Origin of the sequence: Streptomyces chartreusis NRRL 3882 (assembly GCF_900236475.1) — a bacterium.
Lineage (GTDB): Bacteria > Actinomycetota > Actinomycetes > Streptomycetales > Streptomycetaceae > Streptomyces > Streptomyces chartreusis_D.
This window is the reverse complement of sequence record NZ_LT963352.1, coordinates 7,834,491-7,855,223: the sequence shown is the minus strand read 5'-3', so window position 1 is coordinate 7,855,223 and position 20,733 is coordinate 7,834,491. Positions and strand designations below refer to the sequence as shown.

Genomic DNA, 20,733 nt, shown 5'->3' with positions numbered 1-20,733 from the left:
GGCGGATCAGGAGCCCGCGCGGATGATTTCGAACAGGCGGAACTCGACGACGCGGTCGGGGAATTCATGGCTCGTGGAGTCGACCTTCTCCAGGCGCAGGCCCTCTTCGTCCGCGATGCGCTGGAGGTGGTCGAGGTCTCCACGGCTGTTGAACCCTATGAACAGCCTGCCGTCGTCGGTGAGGTGGCGCGGCCCCTCTCGCAGGTAGGCGCGGTGGCTCTGGTAGCCACGGTCGAGGACGGAGTGCTCCAGATCCTTGGTGTAGACGAAGTCGGCCGGCGCCTCGATGGCGTTGGAGTTCCAGAAGACGAGGTCGAACCGTTCACCCGTGCCGAGCGCGCCGAACATGTCGCTTTCCAGGACGCGGACGCGGTCGGCCACACCGTGCCGTTCGGCGTTGCGGCGGGTGTTGTCGACGGCGGCGGGCACGATGTCCACGGCTGTGACCCCGGCGCACCCGCTCAGCGCGGCGTAGACGGCGGTGACGCCGGCGCCGCAGCCCATCTCCAGCAGCGTGCCTCCGGCCGGATAGGGCAGCCACTGGGAATAGTTGGCCGTCGATGGCGAGTGGAACGGGGCGAAAACGTCGGGCAGCAGGGTCCACTCGAGCCCCAGCAACTCGAATTCCGTTGTTCCGGATGCCTCGCCCAGCAGCCGTTCCGTCTCTTCTTGTCCGGTCCGGACATTGTTCGTCATCGTGGCGGCAGCCTTCCGTCTGGGACCTGACGGCCGACAGGAGTTGCCGGCCGATTCGGCGTCGTGTTCGACGACTCCCGCACTATGCCGAGGTGCCCCGCGGTGCGCCAATACCCGGTCGCAGACTTCGTCAGGTGCCTCGGGCAACCGGCACCCCGGAATCGGTGCCGCGTACACCCGAATGCGGAGTCATTCAATCCGCAATGGTGGCACTCCGTGAAAAGAATGCCCTTGCTCTCTCCGTGAGCCCAGAACTCCGTCCTGTCAACCCCTAGATTCCCCTAGATCGACTTGGTTCACCTATGAATTGTGGGGTAACCGAGTTGTTCCGGGTGTGTCACACTCGAATCTCATTACAAGGCCGCAGCAGGGGCGTCGAACCGAAGGATCTTCGCCGCGAGCGGCTTCACCGTGCCGGGTCGGTCGTACCGGCACGGTGAGCACGTGTTGGAACGTCGGGGGACGCACAGCGACCGTGCCTGTGAGACGGCTCGGCCCTGCCCCCGCAACAGCTCCAAGTTCAGGGGGACGGGGATGTATCAGCACGTACAGCGGGAGGCTCCAGGTCGTCGCCACGACCTGGGCGAGGATCCGGCAGACACAGGCGAGCCGTTACCCTCGCGCCGACTGCCTTTCCGGCGCGAGGACACGAGCGGACCTTTCGGTTCCGGCGAACCCGCCGGCGGACCGGTCCAGCCCCGGCCGGAACCGGCCCCCGACGTGACGCATCGGCCTTCGGCCCAGGAGCGCGCGGTGTCGTGGAATCCTCCCGGCGCCGTCCTGCGGCACACCGTCTCCACCGACCGACCTTCCACCCACGAGAAAGCGTACCGAGTGGTTCTGGCCCAGCGCGAGGAGCAATTCAGGCACATACGAACGGCGTTCGAGGACTGCCACGGGCAGCGCCGAGGCCATGCCGCCCTCATCACCGGAGCGGTGGGCAGCGGCAAGACGTCATTCCTCGAAGCCCTCACCGACCACTTCTCCGGCGAGGCGGCCCAGGTGCTGCGGGCCGTGGCGTCGCAGGCCGAGCGCGACATACCGCTGGGCGTCATCGGCCAGTTGCTGCACGGCGCACACTTACCGGAGCAGGCCCGCCAGGACGTGCGGGGCCTGCTTCCCGAGCACACCGATGTGGCACAGCTGTCCGGACGGCCGTCGGCCGTCGACCGGATCTCTCCCGTCGAACAGGCGCCCGTCCTGAGCCGTCTGTTCTCCTCCCTCAGCGAACTGGCGCACCGCGGCCCGCTCGTGCTGGCCGTGGACGACGTCCAGCACGCCGACGAGGCGTCACTGCAGTGCCTGCTCTACGTCATACGGCGGCTGCGGTACTCGCCGATGCTGGTGCTGATGACCGAGGCTCCCCTGCTGCGGCTCCCCCACCCCCACTTCCGCGCCGAGCTGCTGAGCCAGCCGCACTTCTCGCGGATCACGCTGGAGCCACTCACCCAGGACTCCCTGGCCCTGCTGGCGGGCCCGGACCCGGGCGCGGCCGATGCCCGCAGGACCGCGGAACGGACGTTCACCGTGACCGGCGGCAGTCCGCTCCTCGCACGCGCCCTCATGGACGACCTGCCGGCGCAGCAGGCCGACGGGGACGGCTCATCGCCGTCCCGGGGCGGTCTGTTCGACCAGGCGGTGCTCGGCTGCCTGTACCGGCACGAGCCGCAGGTGCGGCGGGTGGCACAGGCGCTGGCCGTCCTGGGCCGGGCTACGACTCTCGACGTCCTCGCCACCATGCTCGGCACGACCCAGGAGTCGGCCCTGCGCGCCCTGCACCTGCTGCGCATGTCCGGTCTGGTGGAGGGCCACGAGCTGCGTCATCCGCGCATCGTCCGCTCCGTGCTGGGCGACCTCACCGTGGAGCACCGGCGCGTGCTGCACTCGCGGGCCGCGGAGGTGCTGCGCCACCAGGAGGCGGGGCCGAACGTGCTGGCCGGCCATCTGATCGCGGCGGACTGGGTCGAGGGCAGCTGGGCGGCGCCCGTGCTCCTGGAGGCTGCGGTGCACGCGCTGGCGTCGGGGCGCCCGGAGTTCGCCGGCGCGTGTCTGCGGCAGGCGTGGCGGGCGGAGACCGACGAGGAGCAGCGCGCGGGTATCGAGGCGCTGATGCTGACGGCGCGCTGGCAGGCCAATCCGCTGTCCGCCGAAACGTATTTGCCGGATTTGCTGGAGACGATCCGGGAGCGCGGGGCGTCGCTGCCCCGGATCGCCTCGGTGCTGCCGCCGCTGCTGTGGCAGGGGCGGGTCGGCGAGGCGGACGACCTGCTCGCACAGCTCGAACTCGACGAGGAGCAGGAGACGCAGGCCGCCGAACTCCGGGTGCTGCACCTGCTGGTGGCGCTGTGCCGCTCGGAGGTCCTGGCGGACACCCACTGCCCCGACGGGATGTACGGCTGGGCGCCGCGTACGCCGGTCGTGAGCCCGCAACTGGAGGCGGTGACCCTCCTCCACCAGGCGCTGACGACACAGCCGGACTGTGACGTGGTGGCACGCGGCGAGCAGCTCCTCCGGCGGTACGACGGCAAGACCGGTGCACCCGGTGTGCCGGCCGGGGCGCTGCTGGCCATGCTGTACGCGGGCCGCCCGGACCGGGTCGTGGCCTGGACCGATGCCGTGCTGGACCAGGCGGGGGTGCGCTGTGCGCCGGTCTGGCAGGCGATCCTGGAGGGGATCCGGGGTGAGGCGCTGCTGCGGCTGGGCGACCTCGGGAGGGCCGAGCAGTGCGCCAGGTCGGCGCTGGAGTCGCTCACGCCGCAGGGCTGGGGCGTGCTGGTGGCCGGGCCGCTGGGCACGCTCATCACCTGCGCGGCGGAGGCCGGACGGCACCACGAGGCCGACATGTGGCTGGCGCTCCCGACGCCGGCGGGCATGTTCCAGACGCCGCTCGGCGTGCACTATCTCGCCGCGCGTGGCCGCTACCATCTGGCGGCCGGTCAGCCGGACGCGGCGTGCGAGGACTTCCGGCAGTGCGCGGACCTGATGGAGAAGTGGCGCCTCGACCTCCCGGGCCTGGTGCCCTGGCGGCTGGAGCTGGCCCGGGCACAGCTGCGGCTGGACCACCGGGCGGAGGCGGCACGTCTGATCCACGAGGAACTGTCCGGCAACCGGCGTACCGACCACCGCACGCGCGGCCGGGGGCTGCGCCTGCTCGCCCGGACGGTGCCGGCGGAGCACCGCAAGCGGTGCCTGTCCGAGGCGGTCGACCTGCTCCAGGCCTGCGGTGACAAGGTGGAGCTGGCCAGGGCCCTGAGAGACCTGGGGACCGTGCTTCAGCATCAGTCCGGCGATCCGGGCCGGGCGCACCTGCTGACGCGCCGCGCGTATCAGCTTGCCCAGGAGTCCGGTGCCGAGTCCCTGGCGAACCGGCTGGTGCCCGGGGGGTGCGCGCCGGACCCCGAGCCGGAGCGCGGTCTGCCGCAGTCCGGGTACGGGCTGAGCAAGGCGGAACTGCGGGTGGCCGCGCTGGCCACGCTGGGGCACACCAACCGCCAGATATCGTCGGTGCTGTTCATCACCGTGAGCACGGTGGAGCAGCATCTGACCCGCGTCTACCGCAAGCTGGGCGTGAAGCGCCGGGCGGATCTGCCGGCCGAACTGTCCGTGTACGCCGAGGACGTGGGCGAGACGCCGAAGGGCGAGGCACAGGGCTTCTGACCGGGCGCACCCGACCCGCGGCACGTGCGGAGAGGAACCGCTCCGCCTCCGCACGTGCCAACCCGCACCGGCCCCGGCCACACCACCCGTGGCAGCCGGTCCCGCCACAGCCGACCGGCGCCTGCGTCCCGGCCGGGCGCGCGATGCCGCACCGTCGCCGGGGGCGCTGCCCGGGACGCTCGCTCGAAGCGGCGGCTAGACGCGCATCAGTTCTCTGACGATGTCGGCGAGTATCTCCTCGCCGTCCCGGGTGAGTACCGACTCCGCGTGGAACTGGAGGGACGCGAAGTGGCCGCCGCGCAGGGCGTGTACCTCCCCCGTCGAACGGTCCCGGCTCACCTCCACCACGCCGACACCGGGGCACTCGACCTTGTCCTCCGCGCTGTAGGCGGCGAACGTGTTGTAGAACCCGACGTGCCGTCCGCGGCCGAAGAGGTCGATCGCGCGCTGGGTGCCCTGGTTGGGCGTGCCCCGGCGGCGTACGTCGAAGCCGAGCCGCAGGCTGAGCACCTGGTGGCTGAGGCACACCGCGAGGAAGGGGCGGCGCTCCGCCAGCAGGTCGGCCACGGCGGTGTTCAGGTAAGTGATCTTGCGGTGGTCCGTGGCGAGCGGATCGCCCGGGCCGGGGCCCATCACGACCAGGTCGTGGCCGTCGAGGGTGTACGGCTCGTCGAAGCGTCGTACCGTCACGGACAGCCCGAGGGACTGGAGCTGCCGACCGAGCATCGAGGTGAAGCTGTCCTCGGCGTCGACGATCAGCACGCGGCGCCCGCCGAGCTCCCGGTCGGACCGCGCCCGCTGGGTGTCGGTGCGCAGCCAGAAGTCGGCGAGGACGTGGTTGCGCCGCTCCAGGGCGCTGCAGACCTCGGGGTGGTCTCGGAACCCGCCGTGGTCCCCGGTGAGGGCGCCGATGAGTCCGGCGGCCTTGGCGCGGGTCTCGGCGACCTCCTCGGTGGGGCTGGAGTGACGCACCAGGGTGGCGCCGGTGCCGATCCGGACGGTACCGGCGCGGTCGATGTCGGCGGTGCGGATGAGGATGGACGAGTCGAGCGTCTGCGCCCCGTGCCGGTCCCTGCCGATGAGCGCGACGACGCCGCTGTAGTAGCCGCGGCCCTGCGGTTCGTAGGCGCTGATGACGCGACAGGCGCTCTCCAGCGGGCTGCCGGTGACGGTCGGCGCGAACATCGTCTCGTGCAGGATCTCCCGTACGTCGCGGCCGGTGGCGCCCTGGATGAAGTACTCGGTGTGGGCGAGCCGCGTCATCTCGCGCAGGTGCGGGCCCGTGACCCAGCCGCCGCGTTCGCAGAGGCGGGCCATCATCTTGAGCTCCTCGTCCAGCACCATGTAGAGCTCCTCGGTCTCCTTCCGGTCGGAGATGAAGTCCATGAGGCCGGGCAGGTCGGGGCCGGACTGCGGGTAGCGGTACGTGCCGCTGATGGGGTTCATCACGGCCATGCCGTCGCGCAGGGTGATGTGCCGCTCGGGTGTGGCACCGACCAGGGTGCGCTCCCCGGTGTGCACGACGAACGTCCAGTAGGCACCGGCCTCGCGGCGCAGCAGGCGGCGGAAGACCACCAGCGCGCTGAGCGGCGAGTAGTCGGGGATCCGCGCGACGTACGACCGGCGGATCACGAAGTTCGCGCCGGTGCCCTCGCCGATCTCGTCGTCGATCACGCGGCGGACGGTGGCGGCGTAGGTGTCGTCGTCGACGTCGAAGTGGCCGTCCGTGATCCGGACCGGGAGATCGGGGATGGCGGCCGTGACCTCGGCGACCGAGGCGGTCGTGTGGCTCTCGACGGTCATGGCGAGCAACGGCGTTCCGTCGTCGACGCAGGCGAAGCCCCGTTCGCCGATCTGGCGGTAGGGGACGAGGGTCAGCACCTGGGACTGCGTGCTGCCCGCGGCAGCGGGCGGCGGGGCGGTGGCCGGAGGCAACGGCAGGTCCGCCAGGGTCGTGTGGGTGCCGATGCCGCCGACGATGATGTCGAGGACGTCGGGGCCGTTCGCGGCGGGGCGGTGCAGCAGGGCGAACGGCGGAGGGTCGTCGCTGAGAACGCGGCCGAGCAGGTCGGCGGCGGGCCCGGTGGCGGGCCGGCCGCTCACTGTGCCGCTCCCGGCGCGGTGGCGGGCACGGGCCCGCTGCTGCCCTCGAAGGAGGCCCGGACGTCGGAGCCGGTGAGGACCATGGCGCAGCGCCCGGCGGCGTACTCCAGGGCCGAGCGGTGGTGGCCCTCGGAGAAGTCCGCGGTGGCGTCGGCGACCAGGAACGGCTGGATGCCGTGGCTGAAGGCGTCGACGGCGGTCATCAGCACCCCGACGTGTGCGTAGACCCCGCAAATGATCAGCTGGTCGCGGCCCGTGGCGCGCAGCCACTCCAGCAGGCCTGAGCGGTGGAACGCGCTGTACCGCCACTTGGTGAAGATCTGGTCGCCCGGCGCCGGGGCGAGGCCGTCGGCGATCTCGCGGTGCTCCGGCTCGGGCGACATGCCCGGGCCCCAGAAGTCCGCGAGCAGGCCGCGCTCCTCGGGCGTCATGCCGCCGGGCTGCGCGGTGTAGGCGACCGGCACATCGCGGGCGGCGCAGTCCGCGCGCAGCCGGGCCACGTTGCCGGTCAGGGCCCGGCGCAGGGTGTCGGCGGGCAGCGGTGCGAGGAAGAACCGCTGCATGTCGTGCACGAGCAGCGCGGCGCGATCGGCGTCGGGTGCCCAGCCGGCGGTGTTGGCGGGCAGGCTCTCCCGGGTGGGGAGGGCGTACGGTTCGATGGGCGGTATGCCTGGCATGGCGTTTCCTCTACAGGTGTGCCGGACAGGGTTCAGACGCCGAGCGTGGCTCCGCCGTCGACCGTGAGCGCGTGCAGCGTGATGTGGGAGGCCTCTTCGGAGAGCAGGAAGACGACCGCGTCGGCGACGTCCCGCGGAGCGGCCAGCTTGCGCAGCGGGATGCCGACCTTGAACGTCTCCAGGCTGCCCCGGACGGTGGCCTCCCGGCCGCTGTCGTCGTGCCACATGGAGCTGAGCATCGGCGTGTCCGTGGAGCCCGGTGCCACCAGGTTGCAGCGAATGCCGTACTCGGCGACCTCCAGGCCGAGGCACTTGGTGAACATGGTGGCGGCGGCCTTGGAGGCGGCGTAGGCGGCCATCTGTGTCCGGGGCGTGCCGGCGGCGTTGGAGGCCACGGTGACGAGGGCGCCGCTGCGCCGGGGCACCATGCGGTTGACCACGGCGCGCGACATGTGGAAGACGCCGGTGGCGTTCACGGCGATGGTGTCGGCCCAGTCGGTGTCCGACAGGGTCCGGGCGTCGCCGAGGCGGAGGATGCCGGCGGCGTTGACCAGGTGGTCGACGGGGCCGAGTCGTGCCTCCACGGCGGCGACGGTCGCCTCGACCTCGTCGGGCCGGGTCACGTCGGCGACGAAGCCCTCCACCCGCAGGCCCTCTCCGGCGAGCGCCTCGGTCGTCTCCTTCAGGGCGACGCTGTTGGCGTCCACGGCCGCGAGCACGCCGCCGCGCTCGGCGATCGCGCGGACCACCGCGGCGCCGATGCCGCCGGCCGCGCCGGTGACCAGCGCGACCTTCCCCTCCATGGCGCGGCTGTCCGTCGTGCGAGTCATCGTGCGGAACTCCATTCGCTGTGAGGCGCGTCGCGGTTCACGCGGGGGGTGCTCAACGCCATGCGGTGACGACGCAGTCGGCCTGCCGAGGGTCGAGACGTGGATCGCAGAGCGTCGTGTACTTCCTGCCTACCTGGTCGAACGACGACTCGTTGAGGACGCACTCGGTGACGTCGTCCGGGGTGATCTCGAGGTGGAGGCCGCCGGCGATACCGCCGGCCTCACGAACGGCGCACTGGAACTCCTTGATCTCCCTGAGGACCGATTCCAGCAGCCGGGTCTTCAGCCCGTTGGGCGCGGTCACGGTGTTGCCGTGCATCGGATCGCAGAGCCAGATCACGGGGTGGCCGCCGCCCCGTACGGCCCGTACGAGCGGCGGGAGACGCCGGCCCACGGTGCCGGCGCCCATGCGCGCGACCAGCGTCAGACGGCCGGGCCGGCGGATCGGGTCCAGCCGCTCGCACAGCTCCAGCAGTGTCGCCTCGGTCGTGTCGGGCCCGACCTTGCAGGCCACCGGGTTGGCCACCGCGGCGAGCAGCGCCACATGGGCGCCGTCGGGCTGCCGGGTGCGTTCCCCGATCCACGGCCAGTGGGTGGACGACAGGTACAGCAGCCCGTCCTCGGTGCGGCGCAGCAGGGGCACCTCGTAGTCCAGGAGCAGCGCCTCGTGACTGCTCCACAGGATGCCGGCGTGGTCGGGGGTGCCGTCCGGCCCCCGGGACCAGCCGAGATGGCCCAGCACCTCGGCGGCGGCCCGGTGGCACAGCAGCAGGCGTGCCGGGTCGGGTCTGCGCAGCGCCGGGTCGGGCTCCGGACCGTTGATCAAGTGGCCCCGGTAGACGGGCAGTTCGTACCCGCCGACGCGTTCGGTGGGGCGGGAGCGCGGTTTGGCGTACTGGCCGGCGATGCGGCCGACGCGCAGCACCTGCTTGTGCGTGAGCATCTTCATGCGGCCGGCCAGCATCTCGATCAGTCCGGCCTTGCGGGCGACGTAGCCGCCCGTGCACTCCTCCGGGTCCTCGGCGCAGTCGCCCGCCTGGACGACGTAGGCGCGGCCGTGTGCGACGTCGGCCAGCCGGTCCCGCAGCCGCGCCGTGTCGGCGTACGACACCAGCGGGGGCAGGCCGGCCAGTTCCGCGCGGGCGGCGGCCACGGCCTCCGGATCGGTCCACTGCGGCTGTTGGTGCGCCACGCGGCCGTCGAGGAAGGGGTGGGAGCGGATGTCGGGCTCACCGGCCTCCGTGCCGGTCGCCTGCAACGAATCCATGCGGAGTTCTCCCTGTCTTCGAATCACCGCCATTACGTGTCGCTCGCCGGTGGCCGCCTCAAAATAGTGAGCGACTCCCGGCCCGGCTGGACACCCCTAAAGATGCCCGGCGACTCGGAATGCGGCGTATAGGGGGCGCGGCAACGGAGGACCCAACTGCCCTTCAGGCAAAGGCAGTACATAGGGCGGAGCGAGCCTCTTGATATTCCGCCTAGGGGCGGGCTAGGGGGTGACACCCCTCGACTGCAAATTTAGCCTGAGCCCGCATGCAGCCGTTCATAACCACCTCACGATGAGGCCCTTAACTGCTATGGACTTTGACCTCTCGGCCGCACAGGAGAAACGCTACGCGGAAATCCTTCGGGAGTCGGGCGTTCGTCTCGGCGAGCACCGTCGGGACGGGGATCCGGACGCCGTGCGCCGTGGCTTCCGGACGGCCGCCGGCATGGGTGTGACGGGGCTGTGCCTGCCCGAGGAGTTCGGCGGCGGCGGGCTCGGCGCGCTGGACACTGCGCTGGGCCTGGAGGCGTTCAGCCGCGGCTGCCCGGACACCGGGCTCGCCTTCGGGATCGCCGCCCACCTGCTGGCCTGCGCGGTCCCGGTACGGGACTTCGCCGCCGAGGAGGTCCGCGGCCCGCTGCTCGCGGGGTTGGCGTCCGGCGAGATCATCGCGGCCAACGCCATGACGGAGGACGAGGCCGGCTCCGACATCGGGCGTCTTGGTGTGACGGCCCGCCCGGTGTCCGACGGGTACGTGCTGAACGGGGAGAAGTCCTGGGCGAGCAACGCGCCTCTGGCCGGCCTCGTCGTCACCTACGCCGCCACGGCCCCGGAACTGGGGTTCCTCGGGCTGTCCGCGTTCGCCGTGCCCGCCGATCTGCCCGGCATCTCGTTCGGCGCGCCCCTGACCAAGATGGGGCTGACGAACTGCCTGGCCGGCCGGGTCACGTTCACCGACTGCCACGTACCGCGCCGCTACCTGCTCGGGGCGGAGGGCCAGGGCTCGGGCATCTTCCAGCACTCCATGGCGTGGGAGCGGGCCGCGCTGTTCGGCGTCTACCTCGGGTTGATGGAGCGGCAGCTCGCGCAGTGTGTCGAGCACGCGGGCCGCCGCCGCCAGTTCGGGCGGCGCATCGGCGAGTTCCAGGCGGTGTCGCACCGGGCTGCCGTCATGAAGCAACGCCTGGAGGGTGCCCGGCTGTTGCTGTACCGCGCCTGCTGGCTGCTGGACGGGGGCCGGGAGGACAAGAGCGCCATCGCCCTGGCGAAGGCCGCCGTCTCCGAAGCGGCGGTGGCCAACGGCGTGGACGCCATGCAGCTCTTCGGCGGCTTCGGCTATCTGGCCGGCACCGGCGTCGAGGAGCAACTGCGCGACTCGCTGCCCGCCCGGGTCTTCTCCGGTACCACCGAGATCCAGCGGGAGATCATCGCCAAGGAGCTGGGGTTGTGATGCTGCACCACCTGGTCATCGACTCGGCCGTCAAGCATCCCGACCGGCCCGCCGTGGTGGCGGCCGACGGCACGCTCGACTACGCGCGACTCGACCGTCGCGCCGACGCGTTCGCCCGCCGGCTGCGCGATCTCGGCGTCGGCCGCGGTGACCGGGTCGTCGTCTGGTCGCGGAAGTCGACCGACGTGGTCGCCGCGATGCAGGGCGTGCTGCGGCTCGGTGCGGCCTACGTGCCCGCCGACGACAGTGCGCCCGCCGAGCGCGTGGCGCTGGTGGCCGGCGACTGCGCGGCACGGGCGGTGCTGACCACCGCGGACCGGACGACGGAGCTGTCGGCCCTGCTGCCGGGTGTGCCGTGCGCCGACCTGGTGGAGACCGGGCCCACGGCCGGCCGTGACGACGAGCCTGACGGCCCGGGGCGGTTCGCCGAGCCCGTCGGGCCGGACGACCTGGCGTACATCCTCTACACCTCCGGGTCGACCGGCGCCCCGAAGGGGGTCTGCATCAGCCACCGCAACGCGCTGGCCTTCTCGAGCTGGGTGGTCGACCTGCTCGCCCCCGGACCTGAGGACCGGTTCGCCAACCACGCACCGCTGACGTTCGACCTGTCGGTGCTCGATCTGTACGCCGCCTTCACGGTCGGCGCGGCCGTGCACCTGGTGCCCTCCGAACTGGCCTACGCACCCGAGCAGCTCGTGGAGTTCCTGTACGAGCGACGCATCACGGTGTGGTACTCGGTACCGTCCGCGCTGACGCTGATGATGCGCTCCGGTGGTCTGACGGACCGGCCGGCGCCGGACGCGCTGCGTGCCGTGCTGTTCGCCGGGGAGCCGTTCCCGATCGGCCAGGTGCGGCGGCTTGCGGCGTGGACACCGGCCCGGCTGCTGAACCTCTACGGCCCGACCGAGACGAACGTCTGCACGTACCACGAGGTGACGCCCGCCGATCTGGAACGGGACCGGCCGGTGCCGATCGGCCGGGCGGCGAGCGGCGACCGGGTCTGGGCGCGGGCGGCCGACGGTTCCGTCTGCGGTCCGGGCGAGGAGGGCGAGCTGCTGGTCGACGGACCGACGGTGATGACCGGTTACTGGGGTGCCCCGCCGCAGCGCGGTGCGTATGCCACCGGTGACATCGTGCAGCTGCGCGCGGACGGCTCGTTCGACTACGTGGGGCGCCGCGACCACATGGTGAAGGTGCGGGGCCACCGTGTCGAACTCGGCGATGTGGAGGCGGCGTTGACGTCGCACCCGGATGTGGCCGAGGCGGTGGTGGTGGTCACCGGGCACGGCGTGGACGCCCGGCTGGCCGCGTTCGTGGTGCCCGGGCCGGGCCGCCGGCCCGGCCCTCTCACGCTGCGCGGCCACTGCGCGAAGCGGCTGCCGCGCTACATGCTCGCGGACGTCCTGCGGCTGCTGCCGGAACTGCCGAGGACCCGCAACGGCAAGGTCGACCGGGCCGCGCTCGCCGCGCGGCTCGAACCGTGACGGACACGAAGGAGCACCCATGGCCCAGGACGAGATCGCCGAGCAGATCTCCGCGTTCATCCGGGACCGTTTTCTCGACGGGGACCCGCAGGGCGAACTGGAGGAGACCACGCCCCTGCTGGAGCTGGGCGTCCTCAACTCCCTGAACACGGTGGTCCTCCTGGCGCACATCCGTGAGGAGCTGGGCGTCGCGGTGCCGTCCCTGCGGATCAACCCCAGCGATCTGAAGAGCGTGCGGAGCATCGCGGCAATGGTGCGCGAGCTCCAGCACTCGGCGGTCTGACCACCGCATGGCTGCCGCCGCGCCGCGGCACAGCACGTACGGCCCACAGCCAAGCACTGCCAAGAAACGAGGGTGACGACAGCATGACGGACATCGCCAGCGACGCGGGCAAGATCAACACCTATCTCTCCGGCCGTCCGACGGAACGGCCCCGCACCGAGCACCGGCCGCCGTCCCCGCGGCTGAAGGACCTGGACTTCCTTCTCGGGAGGATGGTCACCCACTTCGACACCGGGGTGCGCATGGAGTCGGTGACCCGGCGCGTCATGCACGATCACTACATCCAGATGGACCTCACCGGGACGTACGCGGACGGCACCTGGAAGCTGGACGGCAAGTGGATCATCGGCTGGAACGAGGTCCAGCAGCAGTTCGAGTCCTACTACATCGACACCATGGGGACGATGGGCACCGTCACCTCGCCGGGCTGGCAGGAGGACGGCCATCTGGTGTTCAGCGGCTTCTGTGTGCTCGGTGAGGTCGGGGTCCGCACCAATACCAAGGACGTGTACACGGTGCTCGGCGACCACCACTTCCAGCTCGACGCGTACGTCGAGGCGGAGGGCGAGTGGAAGCACTACGACACCCAGGACTGCCACGTCACCCCGGAGCAGCAGGGGAGCTGACAGCGAGATGCCCGACGAAGAGAAACTGCAGAAGTACCTCCGGAAGGTCACGGCCGAGCTGCAACAGGCCCGCCGACGGCTCGCGGCGGCGGAGTCACAGAGCCAGGAGCCCATCGCCGTCCTGGGAATCGGGTGCCGGTTCCCGGGGGGCGTGCGCTCTCCCGAGGACCTGTGGGACCTCGTCGACTCGGGCGGTGACGCGGTCGGCGGCCTGCCGGCGGGCCGCGGCTGGCAGGCCGGATCCGCACTGGACGGCGTCAACGCCGGTTTCATCCACGGCGTCGAGGAGTTCGATCCGTATTTCTTCGGCCTCGACCCCGTCGAGGCGGCGGCCATGGACCCGCAGCAGCGGCTGCTGCTGGAGACGACCTGGGAGGCGTTCGAGCGCGCCGGGATCGACCCGGTGGCGGCCCGCGGCAGCCGTACCGCGGTCTACGCCGGTGTGCAGTTCGGCGGCTACCCGCTGCTCATGCGGGAGGCTCCGCCCCCGCAGGTCCTCGACCACCTCGGTCTCGGCAACTCGGTGGGCGCCGCCTCGGGCCGTCTGGCGTACCAGTTCGGTCTGCTGGGCGGCGCGGTCACCGTCGACACCCAGTGCACCTCCTCGATCGTGGCCCTGCACCTCGCCGTGAAGGCACTGCGCAACGGCGAGTGCGCGCTCGCCCTGGCCGGCGGCGCCTGCGTCATGTCGTTGCCGACCGTGCTGATGGACTTCCACCGCCGCAGCCTCCTTGCCCCGGACGGCCGTTCGAAGTCGTTCGCGGCGGCGGCCGACGGCGTCAGCCTCGCGGAGGGCGCCGGCATGCTGCTCCTGGAGCGGCTGTCCGACGCCCGCCGCAACGGCCATCCGGTGATGGCGGTGATCCGCGGTACCGCCATCAACCAGGACGGCGCCACCAACGGCATCATCTCCCCCAGCGGACGCGCGCAGGAACGCGTGATCAGGGCTGCGCTGGCCGACGGACGGGTCACGGCCGACAGCGTCGACGCGGTGGAGGGGCACGGCGTGGGCGCCACGCTCGGCGACGGCGTCGAGGTGACGTCGCTGCTGTCCACCTATGGTCAGGAGCGGCCGGCGGGGCGGCCGTTGCTGCTGGGCTCCGTCAAGTCCAACATCGGCCACACCCAGACGGTGGGCGCCGTCGCCGGCATCGTGAAGCTGGTGATGGCGCTGCGCAACGAACGGCTGCCGCGCACCGTGCACGTCGACGGGCCGACTCCGCACGCGGACTGGTCGTCCGGCACCGTCCGGCTCCTGACGGAGCCCGAGCCGTGGCGGCGCGGCGAGCGGGTGCGGCGCGCCGGTCTGACCTGTCTGACCCTCAGCGGCACGAACGGCCATCTGATTCTCGAGGAGCCGCCCGCGGACGAGCCGGCCGCCCGTCCGGCAAACCCTGAGCGGACGGTGCCGCTGGTTCTCTCGGCCAAGTCGCCGACCGCGCTGCGCGAGCAGGCGGAGCGGCTGCGTGCCACGATCACGGCGGCGGAACCCGTCGACGTCGGACACTCGCTGCACACCACACGATCGTCGTTCCGGCACCGCGCGGTGGTCCTCGGAACCGGCCGGGAGGAACTCGCCGCGGGACTCGACGCGCTGGCCGGCGACAGGACCGCGGACGGTCTGGTGCGCGGGGTCGCCCGCGCCCAGGGGCAGACCGCCCTGCTCTTCGGCGGCGCAGGCGACGGCACGAGCGGCGACCGGCCGGCCGACGCGGAGGGACCGCGCACCGCACGCGGCCTGTACGAGGCGTTCCCGGCGTTCGCGGAGGCGCTCGACGAGGTGACGGAACACCTGGCGGGCCTGCTCGGGCCGGAGGTCCGAGCGGCGGTACGCGAGCCCGGACCGGCGTGCGCCGAGCCGACCGTGGTGGGGCAGGCCGTGGCGTTCGCGCTGAACACCGCGCTGCACCGGCTGCTGACGGCGTTCGCGGTACGACCGGACGCCACGCTCGGACACGGTGCCGGTGAGGTGGCCGCGGCGTACGCGGCGGGCGCCCTGTCACTGGCGGACGGCGCCGCCCTCGTGACGGCGCTGGGCCGGATCACCGAGCGGGTGGCCACGGGGCCGGGCGCATCGGTGTGGGTGCGGGCCACCGAGGACGAGGTCCGCGCCGCGCTGTCCGGCAGCCAGGAGCAGGTCGGTGCCGCCGTGGCCGCGGTCGACGAACCGGGCACGACGGTCGTCTCCGGCGACGCCGGAGCCGTGGCACGGGTCGCCGCCCACTGGCGCGCACACGGCCGGGCGACGGGTGCCCCGCGCCCCGCACGGCTGCTGCTCTCACCGGACGACGAACAGGCCGCGCTGGCCGAACTGCGCGCCATCGTCGCGGGTTTGGCCTTCCGTGAGCCGGAGGTGCCTCTCTTGTCCACGGTGACCGGACAGCCGGTGGAGCCGGCCGAACTGCGGTCCGCCGAGCACTGGCTGGATCACCTGCGCGGGCCCACCCGCTTCCTGGACGGGGTGCGCCGCCTGCGGACGGACGGTGTGACACGGCTGGTCGGGCTGGACCTGTCCGGTGACCTCACCGGTCCGGCCGGCCGCAGTGCCGCCGGCTTCGGCGAGCCGGGCCGGCCCCTGCTTCTGGCCAGTGTGCCCGGCGGCGGACGGCCCCCCGGGCAGGCACTGCTGTCGGCCCTCGGGGAACTGCACACCGACGGCGTCGCCATCGACTGGTCCCAGGCGTTCGAGGGCCGTGGAGCGCGCCGGGTGGATCTGCCGACGTACCCCTACCAGAAGGTGCGCTGCTGGTTGGTTCCGCCCGAGCCGCAGGTCTCCGTGGTCGCCGCTCCGCCGCATCCGCTGCTGGGCACCGCCCTGGACCTGGTGGACGCCACGGGGCAGTCCTTCACGCAGCAGCTGACGCCGGGGCAGGTGGCGGGCGTGTTCGGGCAACAGCTGTACGGCACGCCGGTGCTGCCCGCCGGGGCGCGGCTGGAGTGGCTGCTGGCGGCGGCCCGGCACGGGTCCCCCGACTCGGCGTGGACGCTCACCGGCATACGCCTGCCCGGCACGGTGAGCGCCGCGTCCGGCACCCCGGTCGCCCTCCAGACCTCCCGGGAGGACAGCGGCGACGGGCACCGGGTACGGGCGTTCGTCAAGGGGCCGGGCACGGGCGGCGGCCGATGGGCCGAGAGGGGCGGCGCGACGGTCGTCCCGGCCGTGACCCGGCCCGCACCGGACCGGGTCGACCCGGAGTCGCTGCCCGAGGGTCTGGCCGAACTGGACGTCGCGGAGGTCTACCGGCGGCTGTGGCGGCAGGGCAGCGACTACGCGGAGCCGCTGCGGGTGTTGCGACGGGTGTGGCTCGGCGGTGACGAGGCCGTGGCCCTGGTGGGCACGGCCGACGTGCCGACGGGGCCGAGCGGGTGGTCGCGGTGGGCCGCGGTGCTCGAAGCGGCCGTTCAGCTCGCCGCGCTGTCCGGCTCCGGCCCGCGCACGCCGGTGTCCGTGGACCGGCTGGAGGTGTCCGGTCCGCCGTCCGAGGTGGTGTGGCTGCGCGTGCGGCACGGCGCTGACGGAGCGGCCGACGCGGTCGTGCTGTCCGGGGAGGGCGTGCGACTGGCGGCCGTGCAGGGGCTGCGGCTGCGGCCGATGGCCGGCAGGGAGCCGGCAGGGCTGGCGGAGGCGCCGCTGGAGCGGCACGAAGTGGTGTGGCACGCTCTCGCCGAGGACGGTCGCCCGGGCGCCATCGGCGGCGGCACCGGCAGTTGGCTGGTGTTCAGCGACGACCCGGAGCGGGCCGCCGCCTGGTGCGATGAACTGGCGCTGTTCGGCGTGCCCGCGGTCGCGCTGGCCGGCGAGGACGCCGAGGGGCGTGACGGCACGGAGACCGTGCCGGTCGGCACCGGCGACCCGGACGTCGTGGGAAAGACGTTCGCGGAACTGCGGGAGCGGGGCGTCACGGTGGCCGGGCTGCTCGTGCACGACGCGGGTGATGCGCGCGAGCCCGCCTCGGGCGCCGATGACCCACTGGACGCCGCGTGCCGCCGCGGCGGCAGGACGCTGGCACTCGTGCGGGGGTTCCTCCAGGAGTACGCGGAGCAGACGCCGCGGATCGTGCTGTGCTCGGCGGGCGCGGCGGCCGGACTCGCGGGCGGGCCGCCACACCCGGCGCAGGCTCCGCTGACGGCGCTGTTCACGTCCCTGGTGTGGGAACACCCGGAGCTGCCGTGCGCGCAGGTGGACCTCGACCCGGCGGAGGACCCGCCCACGGTGGTGTCCCTGCTCGGCCAGGTGATGCGGCTGCCGGGCGCGGGCAGGCTGGCCGTGCGCGGCGGGCGCTGGTTCGAGGCCCGTCTGGAGCGGCGGCCGGCCCCGGCGGACCGCGGTGAGCGACTCGCCCTGCGGCCGGACGCCACGTACCTGGTGGCCGGCGGCGATACGCGACACGCGGCGGCGGCACTGGAGTGGCTGGCCGCGCGGGGTGCCCGTTCGGTGGTGCTGGCGGGTGCGGAATCGGAGCGGGGTGACCTGGCAGGCGCACGAACGACCGGTCATGCGGGTATCGAGCGCTTGGAGCACGTGGCCGTCGACCTGTCCTCGGCTGCGGACGTGGCCCGGCTCGCCGAGTTGTGCGCCGATGGCCGGCCACCACTGCGTGGCGTGCTGCTGCTGCCGCAGCCGGTCGCCGGCGGGGGGCTGGACGAGCTGGACGGGGCGCGGTTCGGCGCGGAACTCGCCGGTGCCCTGCGCGGTCCCGTGGAGCTGACGCGGCGGTTCACAGACGTCGGCCTCACGGGCGGTACGGACTTCTTCGTGCTGTCCACGTCGGTCGTGTCGCTGCCCGGCCGGGCCGGCACGGTCGTGGGGTCTGCGGCCGACGCGTTCCTGACCGCGCTGGCCAGGCATCACCGGCAGGCCGGCCTGCCTGTGGTCGCCGCGGCCTGGGGGCCGTGGCTGGAGTCCGTCGACGAGTCGGACGAGGCGCCGGCCGTCGCGTTCGCCGAGGCCGGGGTGTACCCGGCGCCCGGCGGCGAGATGCTGGACGCGCTGCTTCCGCTGCCGGCCGCCGGGGAGGCCGATGGTTCGGGCGAGGCCGGTCTGGCCCGCGTGGACTGGGACCGGTATCTCACGGCGGGCCATCGCCCGCTGCCGTACACCGTGCTGGAGACGCGCGCGTCGTACGACGAGGAGAAGGCCCCGGGCTTCGGCCAGAACCGGATGAAGGGGGCCCGTAAGAAGAAGGGTTGAGGGTTGCGGACGGGCGAGGCAGCCCGGCCGTACAGCGGCCCCCGCACCCGCGGGGGCCGCTGCCGTGTGTCCGGCCGGGTTCAGGTGCGCGTGGCGGCGTCCTCCCCGACTTCGCGCTCGGTCTCCGGCGGTGCGATGTCCGACTTCTCGATGTCGAGGTGGGGCAGCCTGCGCTCCAGCCACTGCGGCAGCCACCAGGCGGCCCGGTCGAAGAGCGCCATCACGGCGGGCACGATGGTCACGCGGAGGACGAACGCGTCGAGGAACACCGCGACGGCGAGGGCGAATCCGAAGGACTTCGTCAGATCCGCGTCGGCCAGGATGAAGCCCGCGAACACGCTGATCATGATGAGGGCCAGGGCCGTGACGACTCTGGCGCTCTGCATGAAGCCCTTGACGATGGCTTCTTCCGGTGTGTTCCCGCGGGCGTACTCCTCCCGCATCCGGGTCACGAGGAACATCTCGTAGTCCACGGCCAGTCCGAACGACAGGCCGATGACGATGACGGGGAGCAGGTTCACGATGATGCCGGTGGAGTGGATGCCGAGCAGGTCGTTCAGCCAGCCCCACTGGAACACCGCGACGAGCGCCCCGAACGTGGCGGCGAGGCTGAGCAGGAAGCCCAGGGTCGCCTTCAGGGGCACCAGGATCGACCGGAAGATGACGATCATCAGCAGGAACGCGCACCCGACGACGATCAGCAGGTAGGGCAGCAGCGTGTCGGCGATCCGCTTCGACATGTCGATGTTGATCGCGGTCTGACCGGTGACGGCGACGTCCGCCTCGCCGGACGTCCGGGTGTCCTTCACCGCCGCCCGGATGTCGTCCACGACCTCCTCCGTCTCGGCCGCCGTGGGACCGCTGCCGGGCACCACGGTCATCACCGCGGCGTCGCCGGCCTTGTTGGGCACCGGCGGGCTCACGTCCGCCACGCCGCGGATGCCGGACAGCTCCTGCCCGATGCTCTCCGCCGTGGCCCTGGCGTCCTTGCCGCTCTTCGCGGTGTCGACGACCACGGTCAGCGGCCCGTTGAACCCGGGCCCGAAACCCTCGGTCAGCAGGTCGTACGCCTGGTGCGAGGTCGAGCTCTCCGGCTCGGCGCTGTCGTCGGGCAGCCCGAGCCGCAGGTCGAGCGCGGGCACCGCCAGGATGCCCAGCACGACCACGGAGGCGAGGGAGAACAGGACGGGCCGGCGGATGACCAGCCGCACCCAGCGCATGCCGAACGTCGGCTTCCCGTCGGCCCGGTAGCCCTGCGCACGGTGCTGCGCCTCCTCGTAGACCTCGGCGAGTGCCGCCTTGTCCTGGACGTGGGCGGCGCGCCGGCCGTGGATGCGCCGGCCGAGGAAGCCGAGGAGAGCGGGCACGAGGGTCAGGCCCACCAGGGTGGACACGACGACGGCGAACGCGGCGGCGAGGCCGACCTGGGTGAGGATCGGGATGCCGACGACGACCAGACCGGCGAGCGCGATGGCGGTGGTGAGCCCGGCGAACAGGACGGCGGCGCCGGCCGTGGTCACGGACGTGCCGATGGCGTGCTCGGGATCCTCGCCGGCCCGCAGTTCCTCCCGGTAGCGGAAGGCCACGAACATGGCGTAGTCGATGGACATGGCGAGGCCGAGCATCAGCGCGAGCGCGGTCGTGTCCGAGTTGAGGTCCGTGAATCGGGTGCTCAGCTCGATCATGCTGAGGCTGAAGACGACACCCAGCATGGCCGCGAGCAGCGGGAGTCCCGCGGCGACGAACGAGCCGAAGGTCACGAACAGGACGACGGCCGCGGCCGCGAGTCCGATGAGCTCGCCCGCGCCCTGGCCGGGCCGCGGCTGGGCGGCCTCGCCGCCGAACTCCACGGCCAGTCCGGCCCGCGTCCCCGGCTCGGCCGTGTCCAGCAGCGCCTCACGGTCCTTGTCCGCCAGATCGTTCCTGGGGACCGAGTAGGCCACCTGCGCGTAGGCGATGCGCCCGTCCGGCGAGACGGCCTTGTCCTCGAACGGGTCGGTCACGTCGGCCACGTCCGGCAGGTCACGCACCTCGCTGAGGACCCGCCCGATCGCCTGCCGGTAGTCGGGTCGGTCCAGTTTCCCGCCCTCCGGCGCGGCGAACACGACGCGCGCCACCGCGCCCTCGGCCGAGGCCTCCGGGAAGCGCTCGTCCAGCAGGTCGATGGCCTGCTGCGACTCCGTGTCCGGGATGGAGAGCGAGTCCACGGTGGGCCTGGACAGCAGCGCGCCGGCGACGCTCACGACGACGACGGCAGCCACCCAGAGTAACGAGACCAGGCGTCGTCGCCGGAAGCACGCGCGCCCCAGCCGGTAAAGAGCGAGCCTCATGACAGGCAACCTTCTTTTAGGAGTCGACTTTCAATTGATAGCCTACTAGCACTTTGAGGAGATGAGAACTCCTCCTCGCTGCCACCGCCGCACGCGGCCGGGCGCGGCACAGCCGTGACCGGCCGGCCGCCGGAGAGCC

The 20,733-nt window shown here is 72.5% G+C and carries 12 protein-coding genes; 6 read left to right on the top strand and 6 right to left on the bottom strand.

The features are described from left to right. Positions 1-6 precede the first annotated feature (6 nt). Complete coding sequence (locus tag SCNRRL3882_RS35580) at positions 7-696, bottom strand: methyltransferase domain-containing protein (RefSeq protein ID WP_010048972.1); 690 nt, start codon at positions 694-696, stop codon at positions 7-9. Positions 697-1,449: 753 nt separating this feature from the next. Between SCNRRL3882_RS35580 and SCNRRL3882_RS35575 the strand changes: the two genes are divergently transcribed. Continuing rightward, positions 1,450-4,353, top strand: a complete 2,904-nt coding sequence (locus SCNRRL3882_RS35575; RefSeq protein WP_231911190.1) for a helix-turn-helix transcriptional regulator — start codon at positions 1,450-1,452, stop codon at positions 4,351-4,353. A gap of 195 nt (positions 4,354-4,548) precedes the next feature. Here the strand turns inward: SCNRRL3882_RS35575 and SCNRRL3882_RS35570 are convergent, their stop codons facing one another. From SCNRRL3882_RS35570 to SCNRRL3882_RS35555, 4 genes are all read right to left on the bottom strand, one after another. Next, positions 4,549-6,456: a phenazine-specific anthranilate synthase component I gene (locus SCNRRL3882_RS35570; protein WP_010048976.1), complete on the bottom strand. Its 1,908-nt coding sequence runs from the start codon at positions 6,454-6,456 to the stop codon at positions 4,549-4,551. Further along, complete coding sequence (locus SCNRRL3882_RS35565) at positions 6,453-7,133, bottom strand: isochorismatase family protein (protein WP_010048977.1); 681 nt, start codon at positions 7,131-7,133, stop codon at positions 6,453-6,455. The genes SCNRRL3882_RS35570 and SCNRRL3882_RS35565 overlap by 4 nt, the downstream gene beginning before the upstream one ends. A 32-nt stretch (positions 7,134-7,165) precedes the next feature. After that, positions 7,166-7,936, bottom strand: a complete 771-nt coding sequence (locus SCNRRL3882_RS35560; protein WP_010048979.1) for a 2,3-dihydro-2,3-dihydroxybenzoate dehydrogenase — start codon at positions 7,934-7,936, stop codon at positions 7,166-7,168. A 79-nt stretch (positions 7,937-8,015) separates the two neighbouring features. Continuing rightward, positions 8,016-9,230, bottom strand: coding sequence for a 3-deoxy-7-phosphoheptulonate synthase (locus SCNRRL3882_RS35555; protein ID WP_010048981.1), 1,215 nt, complete (start codon positions 9,228-9,230; stop codon positions 8,016-8,018). 310 nt (positions 9,231-9,540) lie between these two features. Here SCNRRL3882_RS35555 and SCNRRL3882_RS35550 point away from each other — a divergent pair, with 310 nt between their 5' ends. The 5 genes from SCNRRL3882_RS35550 (at position 9,541) to SCNRRL3882_RS35530 (ending at position 18,264) form a co-directional block, all read left to right on the top strand. Beyond that, the gene (locus SCNRRL3882_RS35550) at positions 9,541-10,680 is read left to right on the top strand and encodes an acyl-CoA dehydrogenase family protein (RefSeq protein WP_010048983.1); all 1,140 of its coding nucleotides are present in this window, start codon (positions 9,541-9,543) and stop codon (positions 10,678-10,680) included. Further along, entirely contained in the window at positions 10,680-12,164 is a 1,485-nt protein-coding gene (locus tag SCNRRL3882_RS35545) for an amino acid adenylation domain-containing protein (protein WP_040904494.1), read from the top strand. The genes SCNRRL3882_RS35550 and SCNRRL3882_RS35545 overlap by 1 nt, the downstream gene beginning before the upstream one ends. Before the next feature lie 19 nt (positions 12,165-12,183). Next, positions 12,184-12,447: an acyl carrier protein gene (locus SCNRRL3882_RS35540; RefSeq protein ID WP_010048986.1), complete on the top strand. Its 264-nt coding sequence runs from the start codon at positions 12,184-12,186 to the stop codon at positions 12,445-12,447. An 83-nt stretch (positions 12,448-12,530) separates the two neighbouring features. Further along, positions 12,531-13,073, top strand: coding sequence for a DUF1579 family protein (locus tag SCNRRL3882_RS35535; RefSeq protein WP_010048987.1), 543 nt, complete (start codon positions 12,531-12,533; stop codon positions 13,071-13,073). Between the two features lie 7 nt (positions 13,074-13,080). Beyond that, a complete protein-coding gene (locus SCNRRL3882_RS35530) occupies positions 13,081-18,264 on the top strand; it encodes a type I polyketide synthase (protein WP_010048988.1) in 5,184 nt (1,727 codons plus the stop codon). 80 nt (positions 18,265-18,344) lie between these two features. Here the strand turns inward: SCNRRL3882_RS35530 and SCNRRL3882_RS35525 are convergent, their stop codons facing one another. Beyond that, positions 18,345-20,594, bottom strand: coding sequence for an MMPL family transporter (locus SCNRRL3882_RS35525; RefSeq protein ID WP_029181812.1), 2,250 nt, complete (start codon positions 20,592-20,594; stop codon positions 18,345-18,347). Positions 20,595-20,733: the final 139 nt, after the last annotated feature.